The organism is Paracoccus sp. (in: a-proteobacteria) (assembly GCF_030538655.1).
Classification (GTDB): Bacteria; Pseudomonadota; Alphaproteobacteria; order Rhodobacterales; family Rhodobacteraceae; genus Paracoccus.
Window position 1 is genome coordinate 47,783 of sequence record NZ_JAUNTO010000019.1, and the last position, 7,052, is coordinate 54,834.

5 protein-coding genes and 2 pseudogenes are annotated in these 7,052 nt (G+C 64.2%); 1 reads left to right on the plus strand and 6 read right to left on the minus strand.

The features are described 5' to 3' along the window. Nucleotides 1-78: 78 nt before the first annotated feature. The 6 genes and pseudogenes from Q4G22_RS12520 to Q4G22_RS12545 all read right to left on the minus strand — a co-directional run. On the minus strand, nt 79-1,422 hold the full coding sequence (locus Q4G22_RS12520; RefSeq protein ID WP_303386229.1) for a chloride channel protein: 1,344 nt from the start codon (nt 1,420-1,422) through the stop codon (nt 79-81). Nucleotides 1,423-1,426: 4 nt separating this feature from the next. Then, nucleotides 1,427-2,680 carry a threonine/serine exporter family protein gene (locus Q4G22_RS12525; protein ID WP_303386230.1) on the minus strand — a complete coding sequence of 418 codons (1,254 nt, stop codon included), beginning with the start codon at nt 2,678-2,680 and terminating at the stop codon, nt 1,427-1,429. A 57-nt stretch (nt 2,681-2,737) separates the two neighbouring features. Then, complete coding sequence (locus tag Q4G22_RS12530) at nt 2,738-4,372, minus strand: NAD-dependent malic enzyme (RefSeq protein ID WP_303386231.1); 1,635 nt, start codon at nt 4,370-4,372, stop codon at nt 2,738-2,740. Between the two features lie 81 nt (nt 4,373-4,453). Further along, nucleotides 4,454-4,846, minus strand: a complete 393-nt coding sequence (locus Q4G22_RS12535; protein WP_303386232.1) for a PRC-barrel domain-containing protein — start codon at nt 4,844-4,846, stop codon at nt 4,454-4,456. A 96-nt stretch (nt 4,847-4,942) separates the two neighbouring features. Then, nucleotides 4,943-5,587 carry a Crp/Fnr family transcriptional regulator gene (locus Q4G22_RS12540; RefSeq protein ID WP_303386233.1) on the minus strand — a complete coding sequence of 215 codons (645 nt, stop codon included), beginning with the start codon at nt 5,585-5,587 and terminating at the stop codon, nt 4,943-4,945. A gap of 552 nt (nt 5,588-6,139) precedes the next feature. After that, nucleotides 6,140-6,786 (minus strand): annotated as a pseudogene (locus Q4G22_RS12545) (transposase); the annotation flags it as partial. Here Q4G22_RS12545 and Q4G22_RS12550 point away from each other — a divergent pair. Beyond that, a pseudogene (locus Q4G22_RS12550) lies at nt 6,782-6,928 on the plus strand (IS3 family transposase); the annotation flags it as partial. The pseudogenes Q4G22_RS12545 and Q4G22_RS12550 overlap by 5 nt on opposite strands. Nucleotides 6,929-7,052 lie beyond the last annotated feature (124 nt).

Sequence of the window (7,052 nt, forward strand, 5' to 3'; positions counted from 1 at the left end):
CCCAAAGACCAGGCTGGATCTTTTAAAGAACCAAGTTTTTGCGCGCCTTGCCTGCGCAAGAGTTCGGATCGATAGGGATCATGTTCCCTTCCGCATGTGTTGACCAAGGTTGCAGGATGCCACCGCCGCCGTCACGCAGGCCCCGGCGACGGCGAGGCTGACGGGGATCAGGAAATCGGGGGCGGCACGGGTGAATTCCATCGTCAGGATGACTGCGGTCAGCGGCATCTTCATCGACACCGACAACAGCGCGGCCGCTCCGATCAGTGCGTAAGAGCCGGGCATGAGCGCCGCGCCGGTCAGTGCCCCCCAACCCGCGCCAAGGATCAGCGCCATCAGTGCGCCGATGGTCATGGCGGGGGTCATCAGCCCGCCCTCGGCCCCGGCGCGCAGGACCAGAACGACGGCGATCAGTTTCAGCGCGATCAGGATCAGGGCCAGCCTGACGCCGACCTCGCCCTCTAGCCCCAGTTGGATCGGGCCGTGGCCGTTGCCCAGCAGTTCGGGCACGAATATCGCGGCGATACCGATGGCGGCAAAGACCGTCAGACAGGCCGGGATCATGCGGGCATCGGTCAGCGCGCTGGCGCGGCTTGCCGCCGTCAGGCGGCCATAGGCCAGCCCGGCCAACCCGAAAACCGGCCCTGTCAACACCGCCCAGATCACCAGCGAGCGGTCCATCACCAGCGCCGGAATGCGGTAAGCTACGCTGTCGCCCAGCCCGGTCCAGGCGACATAGGCACCCAGCGTGCAGGCCGTCAGCGCGGCCACCGCCTGCCGGGGTGCCAGGGTTTTCAACAGCACCTCCAGCGTAAAAACCGCACCGCCCAATGGCACGTTATAGATCGCCGCCAACCCGGCCCCTGCACCGCAGGCGATGACCGTCCGCTGGTCGGCAACGGTCAGCCCTAGCCGCCTGGACAGCCATCCGCCCAGCATTGCGGCGATTTCGCGCGGGGCGACCTCGCGTCCGACGGGCGATCCCATGGCCACGGTGACGATCTGCAAACCACCATGAACCAGCGTCGCGCCGACCGGCATCGGGTGGGCGGGGTCATCCACCACCTGCGCAATAGACCGCAGCGGGCGGCCAAAGCGGAAAAGCAACCACCAGCCGACGCCTGCGATCACGCCACACAGCGCCAACACAACCACTCTGCGTGAGGGGGCGGCGGCGCGCACGCCATCCAGAAAGCTTTCGTCGCCCCACAGATCGCCAAGCGCATAGCCAAAGGCGAGGTGCTGCACGACATGCAGCGTCAGAGCACATGCCGCCCCGACCAGCCCGGCAACGCAGGCGGTCAGCAAGATGGCCAGAGCGAAAGAAACATGGCCTTGCGTATCGTCAGAGGCAGCGACAGCCATGTGGCCGGAACGGTCGGCGGGGGCCTTGTCCGGTGCGGCGGTCGGAGCCTTTTCCATCTGCTTACCCCAAACGTTTGGAGTGGCGCGCCCATGCCCGCGCGACGGCCAGCGGCAGCATCAGCCCCGCCGCCATCGCGCCGGTCGTGACCAGAAATGTGGCCAGATCGGTTGCAAGGATCGCCGACATCTCGGCCCTTTGTGCGGCGTCGGCGCTGGTCAGCGCGAACAGTGCGCTCATGGCGCGAAAAGCGAACAGGCCCGGCACCAGCGCGACCACGGCGGCAAAGCCGATGGCGGCAAAAGGCAGGTGGCGGCGCAACGCCAAGGGGGCCAGCACCGCGCCGACGATCAGGCAGGCCAGCCCGGATGCCAGATACATCGGCATGGCCAGATCGTGCATTGCCAGCCAACGCACGCCATGCGCTGCCGCGCCCACCAGCATCGGGGCCAGATACAGGCGCGGCGGGGCCGAAAAGAACACGCTATAGGCCAGCGCAGCGGCTGCGGCGGCGGGAATATCCCACAGCAGCGGGGACGAACCGACGGGTTCCGCCGGGGGCAGCGAACTGCCGCCCAGCAGCAGGCCCGCCACGACGCCCGCCGCGATCCCGGCCAAAATGGCTATGCCAAGCCCAAGCCGCGCCATGCCGATCTGAATGCGGCCCGCCACGATGTCGAAACAACCGTTCAGCAGATGCGGCCCCGGCACCAGCACCATGCAGGGGCAGACCGCCACCAGCCTTTGCGCCGAGGTCAGGTGCAGGTGATCCGCCAAGGCGCCGAACAGCCCGGCCAGCAGCGCCGCCGCGAAAGCCTGCCAGATGCCGCTTGCGCCAAGCGCCCCCATCCGGCGGCGCAGCAACCCGCCCAGCCCGGCCGCCAGCGCGATCAGCAGCATCGAGGCGGGGACGTCTCCGCCAAAGATCACCGCCAGCGCCACCGCGCCAAGCGCCGCCGCCCCGGCAAAGGCCAAATCGCCCGAGGCAGGCAGCCGCCCCGCGCGGTCCAGTGCGGGGCGAAAATCGGCGCGGGGCAGCTTGCCTGCCAGCAGATCTTCGCAGGCGGTGATGGTGGCGGCGACGCGGCGCATGTTCACCGCAGCCGGTTGGCCCGGTGCCAGACGCAGCGCCCCCAAAGGATCATTGTTATCCAGCACCGCAACACCGTTCCAGCCCGGCATCAGGATCAGGTCGCGGCCAAAGTGGCGGGCCAGCCGCGTGCCAATGTCCAGCGTGACCGCCGTGCTTTGGCCATTGGCGTGCAGCAGGCCAAGCGCCGTCATCAGGTCGGCCAGATCGTCGTCGTGATGGCTCATCCGCACCCCCGCAAGCCCGCCCGGACAAGGGCGGGCCTTATGGTCGATTTTACAGGCTTACTTGTAAACCGGCTGCCACATGGCGTCTTGCACCGCCTGCACCAGATTGTCCTTTGGCGTGGCAACGCCATCCGCCACGGCCTGTTTCGCAACCGCCACGGCAACCGTGGCCGAGGACGCCCGCAGGTTCGACACATCCGGCAACAGCGAGGCACCAAGCGCGGTCGGGTCAACCTGACCCGCCACCGCCTGCGCGGCGGCCAGCAGCATCCCGTCGGTCACATGCGACGCGCCGGACACCACGACACCCAGCCCAAGCCCCGGATACAGCAGCGCATTATTCGCCTGCCCGATGTGATAGGTGGTGCCGTTATACTGGATCGGATCAATCGGAATCCCGGTGGCGATCAGCGCACGGCCATCGGTCCAGGGGATGATGTCGGCAGGCATCGCCTCGATCTTTTCGGTCGGGTTCGACAGCGGCAGAATGATGGGCCGGTCAACGCCCGCCGCCATCGCGCGGATCACGCCCTCGGTAAAGGCGTTGTGGTCGGTCGAGGTGCCGATGAGGATGGTCGGTTTGACCTGCTCAACCACGGTTTGCAGCCCGATCTTGCCGTCCTTGCGCGCCCAGTCGGCGACTTCGGCGGCGGGGCGGGCATAGACCTGCTGATAATCGGGAAGGTTCTTCATGTCGTCCGTTACCAGACCGTTGATGTCGATCAGCCAGACGCGGGCGCGGGCCTCCTGATCCGACAGCCCGGCGCGCATCATCGCAGCGTGGATCTGGTCGGCCATGCCGGTGCCTGCCGTGCCTGCGCCATAAACCACCAGCTTTTGGTCGGCAAAGCTTTGCTTGGTGACCTTCAGCCCCGACATGACCGAGGAAATCACGATCGCCCCGGTCCCCTGCATGTCATCGTTGAAAATCCGATACTTGTCGCGGTTGTTGACCAAAATCCGGCGGGCGTTCGACGGGCCGAAATCCTCGAAATGCAGCAGCGCCTTGGGGAACATCTTGCTGGCTGTCGCCAGATAGATGTCGATCAGATCATCATATTTCTGCCCGGTGATCCGCGCATGACGGTTGCCCAGATAGGCCGGATCGTTCAGCAACTGTTCGTTATCGGTGCCGACATCAAGGTTCACCGCAATCACCCGCGACGGGTCGATCCCCGCCGCCGCCGTATAGACCGCCAGCTTGCCCACGGAAATATCGGTGCCATTCACGCCCCAGTCGCCAATGCCAAGGATTTCCTGCGCGTCCGAGACCACGATCAGATCGACATCATCCGGTCCAAGGCCAAGGGTCTGGAACGACGCCTCGACATCCTGAGGGCGATCAACAGACAGGTAAACCGCGCGCGACTGACGGTAATCGCGGCTCCATTTCTTGATCGCCTCGCCGATGGTGGGGTCATAGACGATGGGCAGCATCTCGGCCAGGTGATCGGTGACGACGCGGTAATAAAGCACCTCGTTCCGGTCGTGAAGCTGGTCCAGATAGATGTATTTCTCCAGATCGGTTTCAAAGCTGGAAACCTGCGCATAAGCTCGCGCCGCCTGCTGATCCAGCGTCTCGACCGCGGCAGGCAAGCGCCCGGTCAGGCCCAGCTTGGCCCGTTCGTCATGCGTAAAGGCAGTGCCGCGATTGGTCAGCGGATCGGTGATGATGTCGGGGCGTTTGGTCATGGTCCGTTCCTTTCAGGGCAGGAAAATGCAACAGCAGACCGCAAGATTCTGCGATCTGCCGGAGGAAGGGTCAAGGCAGTATTATTCCACCACGGCCTTCAGTTGGTCACGGGTGTAGCTGGTCGCAAAGGTGATCTTGTCATCGTCCTGCTGGACCGTCACGTCCCCCAGCGGGATCGCGACGAATTTTTCGTCGATGCCCAGAAAGCCGCCGACGCCCACCACCAGCGCGGTGACGCTGTTATCCGCATCCAGCAGCAGGTCATGCACGCGACCGATGCGCTCATCCCCGGCGCCGGTTACATGACCATCCAGCCATGCCTTGCCCGAACCGTAAACGTCAAACTCGACCGTATCGTAAATCACCAGCGTTTCGATCGGCGTCGCGTCCTGCGCCATCACGGGAACAGTGAGGGCGGGGCCAGCGGCAAAGGCCAGCACCAGCGCGGCCAGGGCGTGTTTCGTTCTGGTCATGTCGGTTCTCCTGATAAGCGGGCCGTTTTGGCCGCTGGGGCAAGATAGCGCCGGGCTGGGCGCAATTCTGTCAGGTGGCTGACAGCAGGGCCGCGGTCAGGTTCCGTCGCGGGCGAAATCGCGCAGCTTCTGCACGTCGCTGATGCTGACACGACCACGGGCAAAGCTGGCCAGCCCGGCTTGACGCAATTGCTGGAACGCCTGATTGACGGTCGGACGGGCCGCGCCGACCAGCGTTGCGAACTCGGCCTGCGTCAGATGCAGGGTCAGGCTGGCCTGGTTGTCGTGAACCTCGCCGAAATCATCCAGCAGCATGACCAGCACCCCGGCCAGCCGTGCGGCGACGGATCGGAACACCAGTGCCTCGGCGCGGGTCTCGATCCGCTCAAATCGGTTGGCGATCTGCTTGGTGATGGAAAAGCCGATCTGCGGCGTCGCCTGCACGATTTCCATGAAGACCGGGCGCGGCACGCAAAGCGCGGTCGAGGCGACAACGGCCTGCGCGAAACTTTCGCGGGGGCGGTTGGTAAAGGCCGTCAGCTCGCCAAATATCTCGCCCACGCTGATATAGGCCAGCGTGAACTCGTCCCCGTCGGGCGACAGGCGATAGATTCGCACAATTCCCTTTTCCAGAAGGAACACGGTGTCGGGGTCCGGTTCCGGGGCAAAGACGATCTGGCCCTTGGCATAATGCAGGGTCGTCGAATGGGTGCGAAGTCGGGCAAGCAGCGGCTTGGGCAATGCGTCAAGCCAGTCAATAGAATGTAGGTGCCAATGCGACACGAGATTGCCCCACAGATTGACGACGCGCCCGGCACGACCATTCCCCTGTGGTTAACACAGAAGATGCGGCCCGACCACGCGATCGGACGACGGGCAAGCCGGTCGCTGACCTCATATCTGCGCCCGATCGGCGGCATGGCTGGGAAAAATCACAGGCGGCGGGCTATTCCTGCGGCAGCGCGGCGCCGGAATTTCACGGAGGGCAGCAAGGTGTGAAGGCATCGGGAAAGGTCATATCGCATGGTTCAAGCACGCCCTGACTAGCGCATTAAGACAATACGATCTGTTATCCGGCTGACAGACGGTGCGAAAATCACTGTCGCTTATCCATCTGATCGGGCAGAAAAAATCCTCTGACCGAACAGTTTGATGCGGCGGACGTTGGCGCGATCTGCCTGACATGAGGTCACGGCGTGATGTGGGATTTCGCTGATTGTGGTCGTTTCCGCCCCATGGAGTGGTGTAGCTGGCGCTGATCGTCACCGTGATGTTCGATGCGGGCCTGCTTGATCAGGATGCCACGGCGGGCAGGCTGATGACGGCATCTTCGCCCATCTGCGCGATGGTTTCCAGCGTCATATAGCGGGCGCGCTGGACGGCCCATTCGTCGTTCTGTTCCAGCAGCAGCACGCCGACGAGGCGGATGATCGCCTCATCATTGGGGAAGATCCCGGTGGCCTCGGTGCGACGCTTGATCTCGCCGTTCAGCCGCTCGATCGGGTTGGTCGAGTGCAGCTTTGCCCAGTGTTCCTTGGGGAAGGACATGCAGGCCAGGACGTCGTGCTCGGCGTTATCCATGAGGGTGGCCAGCTTCGGCACCTTGGGCCTGATCTGATCGGCGACGGCGCGCCACTGGGTGCTGGCGGCCTTGGCGGTGTTCTGGGCGAAAGCGGTGGCGATGAAGGCCGAGACCACGCGTCGGCCGCTCTTGTCGGCATGGGCGAGGGCGTTGCGCTGGAGGTGGCACTGAGCACCTTCGAGACGGCGGCCTTGATGCCCTTATGCACGTCGCTGATCACCAGCTTCACGCCCCGAAGGCCGCGCCGGGTCAGCTTGCGAAGGAACTCCGTCCAGATCGGCTCGGCCTCGGAGGTGCCGATCTCCAGGCCCAGAACCTCGCGCCGACCGTCGGTGTTCACGACGATGGCGATGATGATGCGCCAGAACGGTATCTAGGTCGTTCGCAGCCGCAAGCTCAAGCGAACCACGAACAGCGATCACGCCATGGGCATCGCCCCGAATCTTCTGCAGCAAGACTTCACAGCAAGTCGGCCGAACCAGAAATGGGTGGGCGACATCATTCGACGGGAAAACAGTCCCCCGGACTGTTTTCTGATCCGTCTCATTCCAACGACCAGCGCGCCCTATGTGTTTAGTCCCATCATGTGATGGTCTACTTACCTGTGACCATCGGAAGGACGCA